General features: G+C 39.6%; 21 protein-coding genes. 6 read left to right on the top strand and 15 right to left on the bottom strand.

Going from position 1 to position 17,976, the window contains the following annotated elements; all coding sequences use genetic code 11:
* Position 1 precedes the first annotated feature (1 nt).
* Together NST94_RS19090 and NST94_RS19095 are read right to left on the bottom strand one after the other, a co-directional pair.
* Entirely contained in the window at positions 2-1,510 is a 1,509-nt protein-coding gene (locus NST94_RS19090) for a hypothetical protein (protein WP_143766408.1), read from the bottom strand.
* A gap of 372 nt (positions 1,511-1,882) precedes the next feature.
* Positions 1,883-2,263 (bottom strand): GNAT family N-acetyltransferase, encoded by a 381-nt coding sequence (locus tag NST94_RS19095; protein WP_256720975.1) that lies wholly within the window; start codon positions 2,261-2,263, stop codon positions 1,883-1,885.
* A gap of 404 nt (positions 2,264-2,667) precedes the next feature.
* Between NST94_RS19095 and NST94_RS19100 the strand changes: the two genes are divergently transcribed.
* Positions 2,668-3,480 (top strand): undecaprenyl-diphosphate phosphatase, encoded by an 813-nt coding sequence (locus NST94_RS19100; RefSeq protein WP_036688882.1) that lies wholly within the window; start codon positions 2,668-2,670, stop codon positions 3,478-3,480.
* Positions 3,481-3,550: 70 nt separating this feature from the next.
* Here the strand turns inward: NST94_RS19100 and NST94_RS19105 are convergent, their stop codons facing one another.
* The 3 genes from NST94_RS19105 to NST94_RS19115 are packed head-to-tail and all read right to left on the bottom strand — an operon-like array spanning position 3,551 to position 5,476.
* Entirely contained in the window at positions 3,551-4,144 is a 594-nt protein-coding gene (locus NST94_RS19105; protein ID WP_076127313.1) for a hydrolase, read from the bottom strand.
* A gap of 50 nt (positions 4,145-4,194) precedes the next feature.
* Complete coding sequence (gene csaA / locus NST94_RS19110; protein ID WP_076134367.1) at positions 4,195-4,527, bottom strand: chaperone CsaA; 333 nt, start codon at positions 4,525-4,527, stop codon at positions 4,195-4,197.
* Between the two features lie 43 nt (positions 4,528-4,570).
* Entirely contained in the window at positions 4,571-5,476 is a 906-nt protein-coding gene (locus NST94_RS19115) for a DMT family transporter (RefSeq protein WP_280753050.1), read from the bottom strand.
* Positions 5,477-5,624: 148 nt separating this feature from the next.
* Between NST94_RS19115 and NST94_RS19120 the strand changes: the two genes are divergently transcribed.
* Positions 5,625-6,515: an AraC family transcriptional regulator gene (locus NST94_RS19120; protein WP_076301723.1), complete on the top strand. Its 891-nt coding sequence runs from the start codon at positions 5,625-5,627 to the stop codon at positions 6,513-6,515.
* 295 nt (positions 6,516-6,810) lie between these two features.
* A complete protein-coding gene (locus tag NST94_RS19125) occupies positions 6,811-7,866 on the top strand; it encodes an ankyrin repeat domain-containing protein (RefSeq protein ID WP_076301724.1) in 1,056 nt (351 codons plus the stop codon).
* A 96-nt stretch (positions 7,867-7,962) separates the two neighbouring features.
* Here NST94_RS19125 and NST94_RS19130 read toward each other — a convergent pair whose 3' ends face one another.
* Positions 7,963-8,043, bottom strand: a complete 81-nt coding sequence (locus tag NST94_RS19130) for a YjcZ family sporulation protein (protein ID WP_232061537.1) — start codon at positions 8,041-8,043, stop codon at positions 7,963-7,965.
* Between the two features lie 266 nt (positions 8,044-8,309).
* Between NST94_RS19130 and NST94_RS19135 the strand changes: the two genes are divergently transcribed.
* Positions 8,310-8,735 carry a MarR family transcriptional regulator gene (locus NST94_RS19135; RefSeq protein ID WP_076183004.1) on the top strand — a complete coding sequence of 142 codons (426 nt, stop codon included), beginning with the start codon at positions 8,310-8,312 and terminating at the stop codon, positions 8,733-8,735.
* A gap of 88 nt (positions 8,736-8,823) precedes the next feature.
* Positions 8,824-10,233 (top strand): MDR family MFS transporter, encoded by a 1,410-nt coding sequence (locus tag NST94_RS19140; protein ID WP_076183007.1) that lies wholly within the window; start codon positions 8,824-8,826, stop codon positions 10,231-10,233.
* 69 nt (positions 10,234-10,302) lie between these two features.
* On the opposite strand, the gene NST94_RS19145 is transcribed toward NST94_RS19140, so the two are convergent.
* The 8 genes from NST94_RS19145 to NST94_RS19180 all read right to left on the bottom strand — a co-directional run bounded on the left by NST94_RS19145 (position 10,303) and on the right by NST94_RS19180 (position 16,066).
* Positions 10,303-10,776: a GNAT family N-acetyltransferase gene (locus NST94_RS19145; protein WP_076301726.1), complete on the bottom strand. Its 474-nt coding sequence runs from the start codon at positions 10,774-10,776 to the stop codon at positions 10,303-10,305.
* A gap of 40 nt (positions 10,777-10,816) precedes the next feature.
* The gene (locus NST94_RS19150) at positions 10,817-11,086 is read right to left on the bottom strand and encodes a hypothetical protein (protein WP_076301727.1); all 270 of its coding nucleotides are present in this window, start codon (positions 11,084-11,086) and stop codon (positions 10,817-10,819) included.
* Between the two features lie 94 nt (positions 11,087-11,180).
* Entirely contained in the window at positions 11,181-11,834 is a 654-nt protein-coding gene (locus NST94_RS19155; RefSeq protein WP_339281185.1) for a DUF421 domain-containing protein, read from the bottom strand.
* Positions 11,835-11,956: 122 nt separating this feature from the next.
* Positions 11,957-13,195: an ATP-binding protein gene (locus NST94_RS19160; protein ID WP_076127331.1), complete on the bottom strand. Its 1,239-nt coding sequence runs from the start codon at positions 13,193-13,195 to the stop codon at positions 11,957-11,959.
* Between the two features lie 691 nt (positions 13,196-13,886).
* On the bottom strand, positions 13,887-14,486 hold the full coding sequence (locus tag NST94_RS19165; protein WP_076278720.1) for a chorismate mutase: 600 nt from the start codon (positions 14,484-14,486) through the stop codon (positions 13,887-13,889).
* Positions 14,483-14,923, bottom strand: a complete 441-nt coding sequence (fabZ, locus tag NST94_RS19170; protein ID WP_076301730.1) for a 3-hydroxyacyl-ACP dehydratase FabZ — start codon at positions 14,921-14,923, stop codon at positions 14,483-14,485. Before fabZ ends, NST94_RS19165 begins: the two co-directional genes overlap by 4 nt.
* Positions 14,924-15,114: 191 nt before the next feature.
* Positions 15,115-15,600: a GNAT family N-acetyltransferase gene (locus NST94_RS19175; protein ID WP_339281186.1), complete on the bottom strand. Its 486-nt coding sequence runs from the start codon at positions 15,598-15,600 to the stop codon at positions 15,115-15,117.
* A 154-nt stretch (positions 15,601-15,754) separates the two neighbouring features.
* Complete coding sequence (locus NST94_RS19180) at positions 15,755-16,066, bottom strand: antibiotic biosynthesis monooxygenase (protein WP_076183024.1); 312 nt, start codon at positions 16,064-16,066, stop codon at positions 15,755-15,757.
* 136 nt (positions 16,067-16,202) lie between these two features.
* On the opposite strand from NST94_RS19180, the gene NST94_RS19185 reads away from it, so the two are divergent.
* On the top strand, positions 16,203-17,099 hold the full coding sequence (locus tag NST94_RS19185) for a LysR substrate-binding domain-containing protein (RefSeq protein ID WP_076301731.1): 897 nt from the start codon (positions 16,203-16,205) through the stop codon (positions 17,097-17,099).
* 205 nt (positions 17,100-17,304) lie between these two features.
* Here NST94_RS19185 and NST94_RS19190 read toward each other — a convergent pair whose 3' ends face one another.
* Positions 17,305-17,721 carry a transporter gene (locus NST94_RS19190; RefSeq protein WP_076218170.1) on the bottom strand — a complete coding sequence of 139 codons (417 nt, stop codon included), beginning with the start codon at positions 17,719-17,721 and terminating at the stop codon, positions 17,305-17,307.
* Positions 17,722-17,976 lie beyond the last annotated feature (255 nt).

The raw sequence follows: 17,976 nt of genomic DNA on the forward strand, positions 1-17,976 counted from the left end.
CTCACCTCTCCACGATCGTAATCATATATGGACTCATATCCAGACCAGAACACCGTACCCCTGAGGCTGGTTCTGGAGCAATGCTCGTCCGCAGCGTTTTGCCGCGTAAACTCTCCAACAGAAGATCTTCTGCAAGTACATATTGGATTAGCTGTTGGCATTCATCAGAAACGCCGCTACCACCTTCTGGTGCCTGTTCCTGCACTAAAATATCTGTATGAAAAAACTGCACCCACAGATCAACAGCATCCGGTGTGTTTGCCCACCCTGTTAGTTCTTCGGCGGAAAAAGCGTCTGCAGTAAAGGTAAAGCTTCCCTGCTCAGCCAAGGCAGCAAAAACCGGCTGCCACAGCTCTACTACTTTTGCCCATGGAATACCTTTAGGAATATATTGAACAGGCTCTGTGTCCACCTCATCTTCGAAATCATCCATCACTAAGTCGGGGATAAACCCTACCTCTTGTTCCTCCCAAGCCCAAGGAAGCGGATAAACGAAGTCCTGATTCGGAGCGAATAATCCGCTGAGCAGCAGTTCAAGACTGTCACCGCTTGGCAGACCCTCTTCTTTCACCCATTCCTCCCATACATGTGTACGGAAGTTAAACCCGGCTGCTCCCCAGAATAATTCAGGGAAGTTCAACCTTAAATTGGTCTCCATCTCAAAAATATTCAATACTACCTCAGCCAGCTCATCGTGTACACGCCTAGAAAGCTCGACTCGTTCAGAGAGAATACGGATCTCATTGAAGTCGATCACGTCTTTCTCATCATTGGCCAGCCGGGCCAGAGAACGGTGAATACTGTCAAAATGTTTGCGTTCCTCCTCGAACTGATGATGAATCTCTTCGAGTCGCTGATGCCGAGCTACTCCGAATTCACTAAAAATATGCTTCGGATTGCGGCGTAACGCATTGCGGTATTCTTGCTGTTGCTGGGTCATCTTGCGGACACGGGAGATCAGTTCATTAACATCCTGAAGAGCCCGAGTTACGCGCCCATGCTTTATATGCATTTGAATCTCGAGCAGTTTGATGCTGATCTGAAATTCATCAATAATCTCATGGCTCATAAAAATGAGCTCCATTGCATATTCAGAGAGACGATAGATGGTTCTGCCGTTCTCTTCCCAACTGCTGCGAGTCGCATCCTCGTCCACCGTGAAATACTTATATTTCTGCACGGACATTTGCCGGGTCACATCATCATAGAAAAAGGATTCGAAATCCCCACCATTCCCGCTCCACAATAAACCGTCCACGAGACGCTCTACGGATTCGGTAGTCCCAAGATTGGCGATATTAAAACGTTCCAGCGCAGTCCAAGTAAGCTCAATAATATCCTCTTTGGATCTTCTCTCATTCGATTCTAGCTCCAGATAATAGACTTGCAGCAGAACGCTTAAAGATACCATTTCTTTGTAAGGTTGGATTTCGCCAAGGTTCATGCCAGCCCCCAAATTCCACAGGGGATTCAATCGTTTGTTTCGTTCGCCAAAATCCGACCAATTCATCTTTCTGCTAACCTCGCCATCACTTCATAATTTAAAATTTCCTGCGGAACTCTCCGATCCTCTTTTCCCTGTACGGACAACCCCATACTTGTTCTCGATCACCCTCACTAAAAGAAATAAAACCCCTATACATCCTGTATAGGGTTCTGAAGCACGGGAATATATGTTTCTATTATAACAATCCTACAAAGGTTATGCTATTTTTGTTAAACAAAATAATTGATTCTAGCCGGATGACAAAAGATCGCAGAATTACAGGGAGAAATTCCCTGATTTTTCTGTTGAAGCTTCATTAACCCTTATAGACTCCGCAAAAAAAAGACAGCCCCAAAAACCATGAAATGGCTGAATGGGACCGCCCTTTTTTATTAACTACTCGGCAACTCCTGGCGTAAACGCCATACAATACTGCTCAAGTGTGCTATTAGGTAGAGGAATGACCTTAACCGTACGGAACTGATAATGCTCATAAACGGGCAAATTGCTCGGTGTCTGTGTCTCTAACGTACATAACGTATTGCTCATACGACATTCCGCGAGTAGCGGTGTCATGATTTTTGATACATATCCTTGACCTCGATATTGATCCTGCACTGCAAGCATATCCAAATGTTTATACTTCTGATCCCCAAACATTGATAACCACAAGGAACTCATACTACACAAAATAGATAAACCACGTATAAATCCTCGCACCCCAATGATTCGGCAAATCGGCAATGACTTAATTATCGCAAGGACTATCTGTTTCATATACCTGACGTTCGAAATCACTGTCCCTGTCTGACGCTCCGAATGGAACACTAAAGCCACTGCTTCAAAGTTAGTAGAAGTCGTTAGTAAATCCGAATATGGATACAACATCTCAATGTAACGATGAAAAAAAATATTCAACACGCGTAATCGGGTTGATTCATCAGGCAAGATATGCTGATATAACGGATCATTTTTGGCAAATGCTTCGGCCAGAACACTGGCTGCTCTTGGAATATCATGCTGCTGAATTTTTAGTAATGTACTACAAATAGTTCCACCTCATTTAATAGTCTTATGAATTAGTATAACTCGTCCAATTGAATATGGCACGATGGTTCTATTGTCATTTCTTTATTGAATACGATATGATTGAAAAGATTACAAAAATACTGGGAGGTAAAATGGAAGATATTATACTGTGGCTTAAATACTTGTTTCTAGGGTTTGTTCAAGGGGCAACTGAGCCAATCCCCGTCTCTTCGAGCGGCCATTTGATCATCGCACAGAAATTGCTAGGCTTAAAACAAAATGGGCTATCATTTGAAATTTTAACAAATACGGCTTCACTAATTGCGATTTGTTTTATTTTCCGCAAAGATATCGGAAGATTGATCACTGGATTCGTTCAATTTATTCTGACCCGCAAAGAGGAATATAAGTCGGATTTCCTCTTCTCTTTGTACATCATCATCGGTACCTTGCCTGCGGTAATTGTTGCCTTACTCTTCAAGGATCAGATTGAGGATATCTTCTCGTCGGTTCATACCGTATCCATCGCCTTGCTTGTTACAGGGGTAGCTTTATGGTTGATCCGTAACCTTCGCGGACGTAAACAAGATGGTGACTTAAAAGCGAAGGATGCAGTTATAGTCGGACTTGCCCAAGCAGTCGCCCTTATTCCTGGGATAAGCCGTTCTGGTGCAACTGTCATCTCTTCCATCGCTGTGGGAATGAAGCAAGAAACTGCTTTACGCTTTTCTTTTATGCTTTATATTCCTGTCAGTTTGGGCGGACTCGTTATGGGCGCATCTGATATTGCCCACGATCCTAACCGCTCGCAGCTAGCCATTCCATACTTGATTGCATTTATTACTACACTTATCGTTACTTATTTCTCCATGCGCTGGTTTATGGGGATTATGGCTAAAGGTAATTTGAAGTATTTCTCTTATTACTGCTTCTTAGCTGGGATACTTCTCCTCATCTTTATGTAAGACATAATTTCAATTAAAAAACCTCATGACAATCTCTGAGATCACAGAGAGAGCATGAGGTTTTTTTATATTATTTCAACATGGATATTACTTCATCGCTCGACCGGATCTTACCTATGCGAGGGAAGATAGTTTTGCATACATAATCATGCTCTTCTTTAGCCATCGCGGTCATAGCATCTTCTACAAAAACTTGATGATAACCAAGCTGATAAGCTTCTCTAGCAGTAGTATCCACACCAATCGAGGTAGAAATACCACATAATACGATCGTGTCTATTCCGCGGCGTCGTAACTGCAAATCAAGATCTGTACCGAAAAATGCCCCCCACTGCCGTTTGGTAATCAGATGTGCATTTTTGATATTCGCTAATTCTGGTACGATGTCGTCCCAACCTTCTGGATAGGTCACGGAATTCATTTTCAAATCAGTTTTAGGTTTAAGCATATCTTGCCCATCTAGCCATGACACCCTCACCAGAACAACAAATCCTCCTTTCTCCGTAAAGGATTGGGCTAATTTGCTGGCATTCTCAACCACCTGAGCACTTGTATGCGGCCCCTGCTTTGGACTGTGGACAATTCCCTGCTGCAAGTCGATCACGACTAGCGCCGTTTTACTTGCCTCAATACTTTCAGATGCTAAGCTTGTTAATTCTTCCATTGTCTTCTCTCCGATTACTATCAATTTTTGTATACTACAATTACCCTATATTACCCAATAGGTGTCCCATTAGGTAATTTAATATCTGGCTTCAAGAGAACCACATCCCCTTTATCCGGTATTCCTCCAAGAACTAATACTTCTGATTGGAAACCCGCAATATTTCGAGCAGGAAAGTTAACTACCCCAATGATTTGTTGCCCTACAATCTCTTCGGCCTTATATCGTTTAGTAATCTGTGCACTTGATGTTTTGCTTCCGATATCTGGTCCAAAATCAATTTGGAGTTTAATCGCAGGTATTTTTGCTTTTGCAAAAAACTCCGCTTTAATAATTGTTCCAACACGAACATCAAGTTTTAAAAAATCATCAATAGTTACCATTTGCCATCCCCCTATTTAGCTAAAACATTTTCCAACTACTCATTCACTTATTTTGAATGTTGTACTTTAAAGATTTCGACCAAAAATACATTCCCATACCGAGTAAGGTTATTATGCCACCTAAAAACTGGAATAATGATATAGTTTCCCCTAATAATAGATATGCAAGGACTATAGCAAGAACAGGCTCACCAATAATCCCAACCGAGACAGTAGTTGCTCCAATCGACTTTAACAAAAGGTTAAAGATGTATTGACCAAAAATAGTTGGAATTATTGCAAGAAGCAAAAAATAAATCCAATCTGATGAAGCATAATTAATTAATGAGACATTATTTATCAAATTGTACACGAGCATAACAGTACCACCAATAAAAAAAACGAAAATGCTGTATAGACTTGCATTGATTTTGCCGCTTACTTTTTGCCCGGCCAACAGATAGACTGAAGCAAAGAATGTGCCAATTAACGATAAACCATCGCCAATTAATGCATCTTTCGAAACCCATATGTCTCCCCATGCAATAACAATCGAACCTAAAAGAGCAACAATCAGGCAAAAAACGGTTAGCAGGTTAACATGTTCTTTGAATAAAAAGTAAGACCCCATCATAACAAATAGCGGCTGTAACGATAAGATCACCATGGAGCTTGCAACTGAAGTATAGACCAATGATTCCATCCAGAATAAAAAGTGTAACCCTAGAAATAGGCCGGATAAAATAACGATGACCCAATCTCTTTTATTCATCTCAGTAGAACGAGCCATTTTCCCAGATGTAAAACAGAGCATGATGATTACAGAAATAAACAATCTATACATCCCGGCCACTGAAGTAGGTGTATCTGAAAGTTTAATCATGATTGAAGAGATAGAAACGGACAAAATACTGATAAATAACAGAATAAACGGATGCAATAGTATAGGCGGTTTATTTGAACTAGCCATAGTTCCTCCAAAATGTGTGACAATCCCTGTGCACAGAATTGTATGATAAGTCTAGGCTGGATATAATAATATCACCGCCAAGATCAATATTGTGCAACTATATCTTTAATTTATATTGAAATATCGTCAAATAAGGAGAATAAGCACTTTGAAAAAGCAATTACACGAAGCCATTCAATTTCCTGATGATGCATTTCCATACATCATGTACACTCATACCAATTATGAATCTATTCCTAATGGCAGAGGGGTTAACGATCTACATTGGCACCAAGAACTACAAATTACTTTAGTGACCAAAGGGAAACTAACCATACAAGTCAACGGAATCAATTATGATTTAGAAGCAGGTCAGGCCATCTTTATTAATAAGAGCGTACTTCATATTGTTACGTACCTTAACCAAGAGGGTGAATATGTTAGTTTTAACTTCCCAGAGAAGTTACTCGCTTTTTATTCTGAAAGTGCAATGGAAAAAAAGTATGTACTTCCGTATACCAATTCATTCTTGTTAAGTTTAGAAATCAAAGGAGATAAGGACTGGCATAATCAAATCCTACAAATTCTTTGGGCTATGAAAAAAGAATTTGAATCGAAAAAAAAATGGGGATGGGAATACGAAGTTTCTATCAAAACTGTCCAGTTATGGTTAATCCTTATATCAAATTTTTCTCTATCCTCTGAGGAATCGTCTAAATATAACAGACTCCAGCAAGAGAGACTACAATTAATGCTTAGTTTTATTCACAAAAACTATTCTAATAATTTGACATTGAAGGAAATAGCAGATACAGCACATCTAAGTGTATCGGAGTGCACTCGAGGTTTTAAGAAAAGTATCCATATGACTCCGTATTTCTACTTAATTAAATATCGCATTAATAAAAGCTGTGATTTGTTAATAGCAACTGACTACACGATAACTGAAATCGCACAGCGAGTTGGTTTCAATAACGCAAATCACTTTATCCAGTCTTTTAAAAAACACTTAAATATAACTCCTAAGGAGTTCAGAAAAATTAGAAATGAACGAACTTAAAAAATCAAAAAAGCAGAGTCGATCACTTTGTCTGATTGCCTTGTGTTAGCGTAATTTCGATGTCCTTCGTAAATCTCGAATATATTTCCAAGACACAAGCTTAATGTTTTTCATTTTCTAATAGTCTATGATCTCGAGATCGCCATATAAACGATACCCCACTCTTTTCCAATAAAGTTACGTTTATATCTTCAACCTTTTCGTCCTGCATAAATTAGTGTTCAATTCTCCTATATGATAAACTTGCAAGAAGTTATCTGCTATTTATCTATTAATAAAGGAGCGGAAAAATGAGATGGGCAAAAAGAAAAAAACATTACCCGCCAATTTTGCCGAGCTGGTTAAAACGAATGATATATCTGCCTTAAAAGAGGTATTTGAGCTATGCGAATGGGATGCCCGTGGGGGTTACAGCAAAGGTACCGCCCTCAGCTTCCGGCAAATACCGGATGAAATGGTTTCCTGGCTTGTGGAGCAGGGTGCTGACATCAACGCTGCCGACAACTATAAGCGTACCCCTCTTCATGCTCAGGCTGCAACCTGGTCCGGAAATGTCCCCTTACTCCTTGAACTAGGTGCAGATATGGAAGCCCTGGATTACCAGAATGAGACACCGCTGCACTCAGCAGCTGCTTCTTACAAAACAAAAGTAGTGCGTGATCTGGTGGTACGCGGCGCAAATGTCCATGCAGAAAATAACCGAAAAAACACACCTCTCGCCAAAGGATTATTACAATGCCGGAATATCGATATAGTTCACATGGCAGAAATCTCGCGAATTATGCTGGATGCAGGAGCAGTAATCACGCCGGAGATGAAGGAATCCGTGCGGCGTATCGGCAAGGATTTTGAATTCGTCAGAACAAATTACAATAAAGATCGACTGGATGAAACGGCAAATGCTCTCCTGGAGCTGTACCGGCAATTTGATGTCGAGCCTATAGCGAAACTGCAGAGACATGATGGAATCTCTCCTATCGAGGTAACGGAAGCCGCATGGCCCGCACAGCACCAAGAGCTGTGGGATTTTCTCGTCCCTGCTTCAGGACACGCGATAACGGTACAGGGTGAGGTTATCCGCATCACAGGGCGGGTGTCTCATGAAATCCTTAATAATGGCGGAGGAAACTGGGATGCCGGTTACCGTAAAATGCTGGATGCACTGATACGGCATTTTAGCACGGGAACGCCTTTAGAGCCCGTCCTTCTTCAAGAGGCAGCTGTACTCGCCAAACGGTTCCGCAACATCGCTGGCAATGAGCAACCAGCCAGATTATGCGAGCTGGCGGTGCAATGGGTACTTGCCAATCCTCAGCCTATTTCTATGACACAACCCGATTATTCCCGTTAAGTCTATCCTGAATCCTTAACGTGTCTATTATCTAACTAAAGAAAACAAAGAAACGCCCCGAAGAAAAAAACTTTGGGGCATCAGTTTACATGAATTCTAGATCCAACAAGTTTTAAGGATAATGACGAGAAGAATGTAAAGCACAAGAATCGTACCCGTTGATGTCCAAGGATTAATACAAACTGGAGCCTTTTTTTGTTCTTGAACGCCCCCAACACAGTTATACCCCATTTAAATCCCTCCCTAATTAATTTTTTTAAATTTCACAACAGCATATGACTATGTATCATCAAGTGATTGGGCATTAAACAACTTTGCCGCTTGTATCTAAATCTATGATTCAATTCATTTTCTTTAACTTGACAAGCATACATAACTTTATGCTAATATAGACAAATCAATAACGTTGATATATCATCTATTCTTCAATTAGGAGAGATCATATGGATTCAAGAGAACCTTTAGGTTTGGTCATTCGAGATTTGCATTTAGAAATAGCAAATTATTTAACAAAGTTACTTGCTCCTTTTCGACTTGCACCTGAACAGCATCTACTTATGGCTCTGATGCTTGAGAAAGAAGGTCTATCTCAGAACGAGATTGCTGCAAATCTTGGTAAGGACAAAGCCAGTGTTGCCCGAATGATCGCCAGCTTAGAGAGCAAAGGTTACATACACAAAGTAACAAGTGCGCAAGATCGCCGAGCGGTAAATGTATATGTAACAGAAGAAGGACGGAAATTAGAGAATACTATAAATGAGGTGACGGTCAATTTAAACGAAATTATCGAGTCAGGATTATCTGCTTCAGATTACTCAACGTTAAAGACTTTGCTAACACATGTGCTGAATAATGTAAGAAGTGCTTAAAGCATTTCTCTCCCCCTTATAGTTGATATATCATCTATCATGCAAAAATAATACGAATCAAAATTCTGAAAAGAGGTTCATCATTATTATGGAATCATCATCAACTGTTCAAGTTAAACGTCCAGCCCTCATGGCCTTCTCGCTTATGTTAGGTGCATTCGTCGGGCTATTTAGTGAAACCGCCTTAAACATGGCTTTTACAAATTTAATGGATGAATTTTCAATCAACGCCTCAACGGTTCAGTGGCTAACCACAGGATATTTACTTGTATTAGGTATCCTCGTTCCAATATCCGCCCTATTAATGCAATGGTTTACCACTAGACAATTATTCACAGCTTCCTTGCTATTATCTATCGTCGGTACATTAATTGCTGCCCTCTCGCCTAATTTCACCTCATTATTAATTGCACGATTAGTGCAAGCCTTAGGGACAGGCTTATTGCTTCCATTAATGACCAATATTATTCTTATTATTTTTCCTGCACATAAACGCGGAACTGTCATGGGAATGATGGGGCTCGTTATTATGTGTGCACCGGCACTTGGGCCTACTCTATCTGGTTTAATTGTAGATCATTTTGGGTGGGAGTATATCTTTTGGATAAGCTTACCTTTATTGTTATTTACATTAGGTTTCGGATTAACATTCATTAAAAATGTAGCCAACATCACAAAACCTAAAATAGATATTTTATCCATCTTGCTTTCTACTTTTGGATTTGGTGGAATCGTCTTTGGTTTTAGTAACTTTGCTGATCATTCTTTGAGTGAAATCATTGTTTTGCTGCCTCTTATTGTTGGTTTCATCAGCTTAATCTTGTTTGTATTACGGCAATTTAAATTGGAAACCCCAATGCTGAATTTACGGGTATTTAAATATCCCATGTTTACGATAGGTCTTATAATGCTCTTTTTAGGAATGATGATCATTTTATCTTCTGCAATTTTATTACCTTTATATTTAAAAGGAGGTTTATTGTTATCGGCCACAATGGCTGGTACTCTACTTCTTCCAGGCAGTGTTATTAACGGGGCTATGGCTCCAGTTACGGGTAGAGTATTCGATAAATACGGTCCGAAATTATTGCTGCCGCTTGGATTTTTTATCGCAACCATTGCTGGTTTTCTATTTACAAGAAACTCTACTGAAACCAGTAGCCTAACCTTTATTTTAATACACTGCGCAATGTTTATCGGATTAGCTATGGTCATTATGCCCGCTCAAACCAATGGGTTAAATCAATTACCCGTGAAATACTATCCGGATGGGGCTGCTGTTATGAGTACACTTCAGCAAATTGCAGGTGCTCTTGGTACAACGTTCGCTGTTACGCTAATGTCTAGCGGACAAACACGATTCGCAAACACACATCCAACCGCTGCACAGCCTGAAATATTAACCGCTGGAATTACACATGCTTACTTATTTATCGCAGCAATTGCAGGTATTGGATTGATTATATCGTTATTTGTGAAGCGTATTCGAGTGTATTGATTTGTATGTGAAAAAGACAGTGGACATAAACTGCCCGCTGTCTTTTTTTTTAAGTATAACCCTAAGGCTTTAACTCATATGTTTTTCATAAAAAACTAATGTTAAGTTGTCATTTATTTTTTTGGTTTCCCCCGTGCTTCTATACCCTAACTTTTCATATAAATAGCAATTTCTTTGCTCCTGTATAATACTATCCAGCTCCCATTTCTTTGCATCTTTATATCTCTGTTCAATGATTGCAAAAACCTGCTGGGCAATCCCCTTCCCATGATGTTCTGGCAAGATAAAGATGATGCTGACCCGATAAGTTTTATTATCCTTTTTAACGATACGGACACCGCCCACAGCAATATCAAAATACTTAATCATATAATAATCTGCAAAAGACTGATTAATTCGATCCCTGATTTGTTCCACAGATTCATTGGCTGGGCTGGTTTCATAATCTTTATATTTCTCCAGCAATGGCATAAAGGCTTTTACTTGCATTTCATGAATAAACTCTGCGTCGCTCGCGTCTGCTTTACATAAAGAAATCTCCATAAAGTTATACCCCTCCGAAAGTTAGTAAATATATAAGCTGTCAGATATTCTTTTTATCCTCCGGTTTAGAGGAATCTCTAAAAGAGCCCAAGATCCCCGTAAACAGTCCAATTAATCCAATAAAAACGCCTATCCCGCGACCACCCTCATAGGCCAATATCACAACTACTCCAAACAATGTAATGTGAAGACCAAAAATTTGAGTTTGTAGCACACTAGGCCGGATAAAATCTAATAATGCTCCTGCGTGAAACATTACAACAACTAGCACAATTAGAGCGGTTAAGATCCATAATCCTAAACTAATCATCCTTACCTCCATTAAAATTTATTATTCACTAGCCACTCCTGATTTCAAATAAAGACACTTGAGCCTCCCGGCTCCAGCGTCTTATCATGTTGATTTATGGTTTGTTTTTGGGAAGGATATAGATCGTTCCGTCTTCTTTATATTCAGCATAGGCAATATCCTCAATGCAATTATAACCAGACTCTCTGACGCGTTCCTGAATCTGCTTCTTGTTCATCGATCTGCCCCGCATGGACTCTTCCAGTACCCTGCCTTTATCAATAACTGTTATGGAAAAAGCAGAAGACTGCTCAGCTTCAGACTTGCGCATAACCGATAGAGAGCCGTTCGTTTCAAGCAGAGCATACCGTACTTCACTTAGGGAAAAGATATTTTGTTGCCTCAGCATGAACAGCAGTTGGGTATACTCAATATCGTATTTCTCCAACAAATCCTGATCCACTTTGCCATCGTCAATTAGCAGCACTGTCCGGCCTTCCGCCATGTTCCCGAATTTCACAAAATGGGTGGTCACCTTTTCGAACAGATAAGATAATGCGGTCCAAATAAAAAGAGCAAACAGCAGATGCCAGATCTTCACCTCATCATCATATATCGTATTGCCGACAATTTCACTTAAAATCAATGAAGACAGAAAATCGAGTGGTGTCAATTGACTCAGCGTCTTGCGGCCGGTAATAAAGGTAATGATCCACAAACCAAAAAAGCTGATGACCAATTTGATGCCTATAGTTACAAATATCTCCATTGCTGCACCTCCAGATGGGACTCGTACAGGCTCGTTACCCTTTTTACACGAAATCCATTCATGAGAGGTATTACACACTCCTAGTGGGGTATAAACAGCAAAAGATACTCTCTGCAACTTGCCTATGTTGGGATAGTTATAAGGAACGTTGTCCCTTTGCCTTTTTCACTATCGACTTCAATAGTTCCTTTCACTTTATCGACGGTACTGTAGACCATAAGCATACCCAGCCCCGTTCCTTCTGCTTTAGTGGAATAATACGGCTTACCGAGTCGCGATATTTCATCTTTAGTCATGCCGACTCCGTTATCTTTGATACTGATCATAATATTTTGTTTTTTTTCAAATATATCGATAAATAGCGTACCGCCATCGGTTTCCTTCATCGCTTCTATACCGTTTTTATATAAATTAATTAGACACTGCTGAATCTGGTTTCGGTCATAGTTTTTATTTAACGAATTATTAAAACTAAATTGGACATCTACTTTGTGCATAGTGGCATAAGGCATTATGATATTTTTAGTATATTCTGATTCTGCCTTCATATTGGAGTAAACCATGTTTTCAGATTGTGGCTTGGCAAAGGAGAGATAATCACTTACAATTTTTTCTGCTCGCTGTAGCTCTTGTAGAGATAACTCTACAAAGCCCTTTTCCTCTGGCGTCATCGTTTTAGATTTATTTAATAGCTGCAAAAAACCACTAGTCACTGTAAGTGGATTTCTGATTTCATGGGATACACTTGCCGCTAGCTCGCTGACGACATTTAATCTTTCCGATTGGACAATCCGTTCCCGATTTTTAATATTGGAGATAATTTTCTCAATCAAAATCATAATGACACTCATCACCCCAACATGAGTTGTCAGCGCATTTAATGAAAGAATCCAAAATTGCCTGTCTAAAGAATCCTGAACAAAACCTAAAATTAACAGATAAACCCCCATAATTAGCAAAGCAATCAGACTTGCCGCAATCACACGGCCCTTCGATGGTAATTTTAAAAATCTATTTTTATATAACGGCACCAAAATCAGAATCGCTGTCGCAAATAGAAACGAATAAAATACTCCACCTCCACCCACATAGAATCTGTAAGCATTCAAAATAATATATAGAGGAAGAACGTTCCTATATCCTCCAAACAGTGCCACAATAATAAACGGAATGTACCTCAAATCAAAAATATAGCCAATTTCAAGTCTGATAGGTTTTGCAATACAGAGACTCATGGTCACTGCAGACATAAAAACGAGAATCAATCTATTGTAGGAATAGGCCCGATTCTCAAAGAATATTAGAAATGTTAATACTGGAAAAAGCAAAAACAAAAAATTTAAAAGTAGGGTTTCAAACAAGAGATGACTTCCTTTCAGCCTTTTACTGCGTAAATGAATATATTCAAGGTTATATTAAGAGTTTTAGATCATTACCTAAGCTAACATTATAAGTCACAGTATTGACTATACACTATGTATTTCTCAACCATTTTTCAAATAATCCCAAAAAATCATACTATAGAACCACAATTAGCAAAAAAATACAGACATCTGAAGTCTGTGTGGGGTCATCAATTTTCGTATTCCTGAATATCTAAATTGTAAACTGTACCTTCGTAGTTTTTAAGGGCTCATAAATCTAGAGCTGCCACCTTTACATCCCATAACCGTAATCGAAATTGTAACGTCGGTTGGGTTTGTCCTTGTCATTTTTGTTATAGTATTAGTTTCACCTACGAGGATTAGAAAACTCGGTTTAATCGTAGCCTCTATATTAACATTACTTTTGCTTTTATCCTTTGCGATTCGTCCCGTTTGGATCCCACCAGAAGGCAAATCTCCTGAGGAAGGAACGCATTCGGAAATGAATCATTAAGTTGTCTTACACAGAAAACAGCCATCCCCTCAGGATGGCCGGTTTTTATTTCACTAAAAATCCGTTAACTGTGATATAGAGCGGAGTCAAACTAACTTCGCTCGGATCTCCACTTTTGATAATAGCAATGGAGACAGCTATAAGCAATATTTTCCGGAGGAGAAGAAATAAGTACTACAGCCTAAAAACAATTTGATTTCCTGTCTCATTGTTCTTGAAGGGTTTACCATGTTCCCTGAACTCTAATATAACACCTGAAGGATCGTCAGAAAGCGGTGGAGAAATTACGTAATTATAAGAAGCTTGTCCGGTTGAACTTCCGCCATTCATCATTCGACTATCATATTCTTCTCCTATAAACAGCTCGAAAAAGCTATGGTTATGAGAATTTGTTGGAAGCTCAGTTGTCATGTCCCAATCTATATTAAGGGTGACCACACTAGCATTACTATATTGGCGTATAGAGGTCAGTGTATAAAAAAATCCATCTTTCTCAATTGATTTAAGAACTGCAATATGTTTTCTAAAATCAATTGGCTCAACCATCGGTTTAAAATGATCTTCACTTAGCAACGTCCCAAATACCGCTTTCAAAAAATCCTCATAGAGCTCATAATTTTCTGCCCATTTAGAGATAGATTCAAACGGTGGGAATCCTGGATTATTATTCGAGATTTCCTTTCGTTGCTTGATCAATGCACATATTTGCTCGTCAATATCCTTAATTTGCAGATCGTAATGTTCGGTTGGTCGTACAAAGGGCATCCTTTTCATTTTGAACCTCCTTTTTGCACAAATGCAAAAGAAATCTCAGCTTCACATACAAGCTCACTATTTACTGTTGCGGTGCCTTTGCCTTTTACAATTTCACCTTTCATCCGATTGACTTCGAATTCGAGAAGAAGCTGATCCCCAGGCGTTACTTGGCGCTTAAAACGGGCATTATCAATGCCAACTAATAACCCTATCTTGCCCATCAGCTTCTCGTTTTTGCACATTGTGATTCCGCCTACCTGGGCTAATGCCTCCACAATTAAAACACCCGGCATAACAGGATGCTCAGGAAAATGGCCGCTAAAAAACGGTTCATTAATGGATACATTTTTAATACCTACTGCTCTTTTGTTCTCCTCCAACTTTATAATTCTGTCCACTAAAATAAACGGATACCGATGAGGAATAAGTTCTACAATCTGCTGTATATTTAGCATAATTCCCGTTTTAGCCTCCTAAAATACTTTTTGGGTAATTTTAACATTAGAAGTGATTTTGTACTACTCAAAAATACCCGGACAACTGGCCTATAACATCACTTCTGGAGATCCTAAAAAAACAACGGCAACCCTGGACTAGAAAATAAAGTCCACGACTGCCGCTTTTTATTGATCTATTGTACCCTAGCTTAAGATTCAACTCGATTAACAAACACCTGTGTCTTTCTCCCTGCTTCAATTCGTTCAGTGAATTTTCCGCCAGTGTATTCCTCTATCACCTTTTTCCAAAAGCGTTGTGCGGGCTCGTTATTATCTATTTGGTAAACTTCCCATTGCCCCTTATGTATATTAAAAATATCTTTTGCAACTAGTCTACCTAATCCTACTCTCCGATACTTTTTTATAATAAAAAACTCTGCAATGGAAAAGTATAAATCATCATCTCTATTTTTTATTCTGACTAAAACGAATCCAGCATTTTTCCCATTCAGAGTTAACAGATATGGGAAATTCGATTCTTCTGTCCAGTAATCGTTGAGAGGATAATCATTAAATTTTCCGTTTTCTTCAAGGTGCAAATCCATATACTCGGAGAAATCATACATATAAAATTGCATTAGGTTGTTGAGGATTTCTTTTTCTTCAAGGGTCGCCCTTTTAATTTGATAGTTCATCTAAAAACCATCCCATATCTATATTTTATCTAATTATTAACGGACTCTTCTATTTTCTCGGATAAGTTTCTTCGCATCCTTTTGAAATAAAATGATTGTTGTTGCACGCTTCAATGGATTGATTCCCAATTACTTTGCAGTAATATTTTACCACTCAAGAATACTCTCTTTCAACTTTACAAATTTTCACTTTGTAATTTTGGTACCATTCTTTCTTACCTTTCTCCTGAGCAACTTTGTGAGATTGATGTTGTTTCCAGTTACTAATCGCCTCCAAGCTCTCCCAATAAGAAATCGTAATACCTGCTCCTGAAGAATCCCTGACACTTTCCACTCCTAAAAACCCAGGTTGCCCGGACGCAAGCTGCTCCATTTTTTCAGCCATAATGTTATATCCGTTATCCCCGTCCGTACGTTGACTTGAAAATATGACTGCATAATAAGATCCGTTTGATTCATGAACCATTCCGCTCAAACTCCCCTTTAATCGTAGATGTTTTTATATAAAACAGATTATACTATTATAATTAAGATAAAAATAATGAATATTAATTATTAGTTTAATGAATTTTTTTCATACTTTATTGAGGAGAGAAATCATTATGAATCTTTTAAAATATCAAATTTTCAGTAAGGTAGTTGAAATCGGCAGCATTACCAAAACAGGAGAGATATTAAATTTAACACAATCAGCCATCAGTCATGCGCTTTCTAGCTTAGAAGCTGAATTCGGACTGTGTCTTCTCATAAGAAACAGATCGGGTATCCGGTTAACCAACGATGGCGAACGTTTAATCCCACATATCAGAGAAATCCTCCAACTTAATGAAAAACTCAATCAAGAAGTAGCTGCATTAAAGGGTGTCGAAATCGGAACTGTGAAAATAGGTACTTTCTCTAGTGTATCGATCCAATGGATGCCTCAAATCATTAAACAATTTCAAAATCAGTTTCCACATATTGAAATAAAACTACTTGATGGTAACTACTCTGAAATAGAAGAATGGATTGCCGATGGAACCGCTGACTTGGGATTTGTTAATCTTCCTACTCGAGATGCTTTTCATGTGCTCCCTCTTCAAAAAGATAGGATGGTCTGCATTATGTGGCAGAATCACCCTCTCGAACGCCAATCAACCATCCGCCTTGAGCAATTGATTGATGAACCTTTTATCATGCCCATTGCGGGTTGTGACACCGATGTAAAGCGAATTTTCTCGCAAAATAAACTCACACCCACGATCAAATATGAATTAGAAGATGATCATGCCATAATCGCCATGGTACAAAATGGTTTAGGGTTAAGTATTCTCCCCGAAATGATTCTGTCACATCTCCCCGACAATGTATGTTATCGCCCATTGGAAGGCGAGTATTATCGTTCTATTGGTATTGCAGCCGCCTCCATTAAAAATGCCTCTCCAGCGGCAAAAAAACTAATTGAATTCATAACACAATGGATCACCAACGTGCCCATCCCTCCGCATTACCGTGATTAATGAGATGGCTCAACGCGCTGTCTGTAACGGCAAGCTTTAAGGCTATCCTTCGCAGAGTAGTCCCTTTTTTGATCCAGCATTAACGTTAGCGTCAGGGGAAACGATTCTTCACTATGTATCTTTTGCGAAATTCACAACTCCCGGGACACGATAATTTGCACAACATAGAGAACAGCCTGCTGGCTGTTCTCTATCGCTGTCTGCCTTAGAAGCACGTGAACGAGCTAATCCGATTCAAATCAATGCCGAAGTACGACCAGAAAAAACCGTTCCATCTGAACCCTGCAATAGAATTACGTCCGACGAATACCGGAAAGAACCAGAATTGCTCGCCGTTGTTCAGCCAAATGTATGTGTTGCGGAACAGGCAGCGTCTGATCCCGCCGGGATCAATGGCAAATGTGGTAGACGACATTTGTGGCACGAATTGCGGTGGAGGAGCCGTCGGCGCTTGAACGCCTCCCGGTGCACCCCCCGGAAATTGTCCGGGGGTTCCACCCGGAAACCCTGGTCCCCCTGGTCCTCCAGGTCCTCCTGGTCCTCCCGGCACGCCAGGTCCGCCAGGTCCGCCTGGGAATCCTGGAAATCCCCCGCCGGCTCCCGGTGTTGGAAAAAATCCCATATGTGATCGCTCCTTTCAATGAGTAGGCATAATCATCATATGCATTCGCGGAGAGAGCGTTTGGGCGCAATAGGCGTTTTTTCAAAAAATGAAAATCAACAATAAGATCTAACATAGGCACTATCAGAAACCTAATTTGCCTCTACTTATGGTACGTTCAGCGCATCATAGATAAACTGACCAATTACACTCAGCTTTACCTGCTGAATTTTTTCCGTCCACATCACCTTACTAAGTTTTTAACTTTAATATTGA

It is taken from the genome of Paenibacillus sp. FSL H8-0282, from assembly GCF_037963825.1.
GTDB classification, from domain to species: Bacteria; Bacillota; Bacilli; order Paenibacillales; family Paenibacillaceae; genus Paenibacillus_AQ; species Paenibacillus_AQ odorifer.